The 2165-nt window shown below is 60.4% G+C and carries 2 protein-coding genes; one reads left to right on the forward strand and one right to left on the reverse strand.

Features of this window, described 5'->3' with window-relative positions:
* Positions 1 to 395 (forward strand): integrase core domain-containing protein (locus tag D2V04_RS01440; protein ID WP_147391746.1); only part of this gene is annotated, 395 nt, incomplete at its 5' end.
* 321 nt (positions 396 to 716) lie between these two features.
* Here D2V04_RS01440 and D2V04_RS01445 read toward each other — a convergent pair.
* Positions 717 to 2080, reverse strand: a protein-coding gene (locus D2V04_RS01445) for an IS3 family transposase (RefSeq protein WP_119511590.1) whose coding sequence is annotated in 2 segments (ribosomal slippage) — positions 717 to 1730 and positions 1733 to 2080 — 1362 coding nt in all. Because the reading frame shifts where the segments join, the coding sequence is not laid out codon by codon here.
* Positions 2081 to 2165: the final 85 nt, after the last annotated feature.

The raw sequence follows: 2165 nt of genomic DNA on the forward strand, positions 1-2165 counted from the left end.
TGTCTCCATCAAGGCGAGCGCTGCCTTCGAGAGGCAGCTTCCCAATGTGCTACGGCACCGAACTGACCTCGTCGGCCATCCTGCGCTGGTCGCAGGAGCGGCGCGTCGAGTGGCACTACATCGCGCCGGGCAAGCCGATGCAGAACGGCTTCGTGGAAAGCTTCAATGGCCGTCTGCGCGACGAATGCCTCAACGAGACGTTGTTCACCTCGCTCGCGCACGCCCGCTTCGTGCTGGCCGCCTGGCGGCACGACTACAACAACGTCAGGCCACACTCGAAACTGGGCGGGAAGACCCCCGCCGAGATCGCAGGCGAACGTGTCTGGGGGCATGCCCCCAGACACGTTGCCATCCCATCAAACATCAATCATGAAGGAGCGAGACTCTACCTCTGAGTGGTAACAATCAGGGGAGCACGTCAGTCGTCACCGCCGAGCGCGAGATCCCCACTGAAGATAACAGCGTTAATCGAAATGCCGTTTTTGGAACAATAGTTATCCACATCTTGCAGAAGTGCCTCCGAGACAACCCGAAGGTCATGCTGGAAATGCGGAGCCCAGTGCAGGTCGGACACGTGGAGAAGAGAAAGTTTCGTCAAACCAACAGCCTTAGTATGATTGCCAAGAGTCAGGGTTGGCCGACTGTCCGTCGTCAGAACATTTGGCACAACTCGCGGCGTAAATTAGCGGAGTGCGGGCCTCGTCTGGGGGTTGATGTTAAGCGGCGAGCATGCGGTGCTGCAAGCGCCGATATTTTATGGTCTGTTGTTTGATCCTTTCACGCTGTTTCATGATGGCCGGCGCCCTGCCGAAGTAGGCGTCGGCGGGCGTCACGTTGTCGAGGCTTTCATGGTATCGGCGGTGATTATAGTGCTCGACGAAGGCCTCGATCTGGGCCTCAAGGTCACCGGGCAGGAAGTAGTTTTCGAGCAGGATGCGGTTCTTGAGGGTCTGGTGCCAGCGCTCGATCTTGCCCTGGGTTTGCGGGTGCATCGGAGCACCGCGGACATGGGTCATCTTGTTGGCGTCGATATATTCGGCCAGTTCGCCCGCGATGTAGCTCGGACCATTGTCGCTGAGCAGCTTGGGCTTGTGCAGCACCGTGGCGCTGTCGCAGCCGGAAGCCGCCAGAGCGAGGTCCAGGGTGTCGGTCACGTCTTCGGCGCGCATGTTGGTGCACAGCTTCCAGGCGATGATGTAGCGCGAGAAGTCGTCGAGCACGGTCGACAGATACAGCCAGCCCCACCCGATGATCTTGAAGTAGGTAAAATCGGTCTGCCACATCTCGTTCGGTCGGGTGGTCTTGGTGTGGAACGCATCGGCGGCCTTGATCACGACATAGGCCGGGCTGGTGATCAGATCATGGGCCTTGAGCAGGCGGTAAACCGTGGCTTCCGACACGAAGTAGCGCCTCTCGTCGGTGAACCGCACCGCCAGTTCGCGAGGGGATAGCTCGGTCGTCTCCAGCGCCATCTCGACGATCTGGTCCCGGATGTCGTCACCGATGCGATTCCACACCCGGCTCGGCGCCGATGGCCGATCCTCCAGCGCCTCCGGCCCTCCTTCGAGGTAGCGGTCGTACCACCGATAGAAGGTCCGGCGGGCAATGCCGAGTTGGTCCAGCGTGCGTTTGGCTGGCAGATGTGACTGCTCGACGATCCTGATGATCTCGAGTTTCTCAGATGCGGGATACCTCATTCGTCGTCGCCCCCATCCCCGATCATGCTTTTTTTCAGCAGGCGGTTTTCGAGTGTCAGGTCGGCCACGCATTCCTTCAGGGCACGGGCTTCACGGCGCAGGTCGTGCACCTCGCCGGTGGTCGCGGCCCGGGCCGTGTCGCCGGCAAGCCGGCGCTTGCCCGCTTCCATGAACTCCTTCGACCAGGTGTAATAAAGGCTCTGCGCAATGCCTTCCTTACGGCACAGTTCGGCGATGCTGTCCTCGCCGCGCAGGCCATCCAGCACGATGCGGATCTTGTCCTCGGCCGAGAAGTGGCGCCGCGTCGCACGCCGAATGTCCTTCACCACCCGCTCCGCAGGGGCCTTCGGCGGCAATTTCTTCAAGGAGGATTTGGGCTTCATCTTCGTTCCTTCGTCACTACGACGAAGCCCAAATCCTCCTTACATCACAACCTCAAATCTGTGCCATGGGCGCTGACGGCGGACA

Source organism: Pelagerythrobacter aerophilus (genome assembly GCF_003581645.1).
GTDB classification, from domain to species: Bacteria; Pseudomonadota; Alphaproteobacteria; order Sphingomonadales; family Sphingomonadaceae; genus Pelagerythrobacter; species Pelagerythrobacter aerophilus.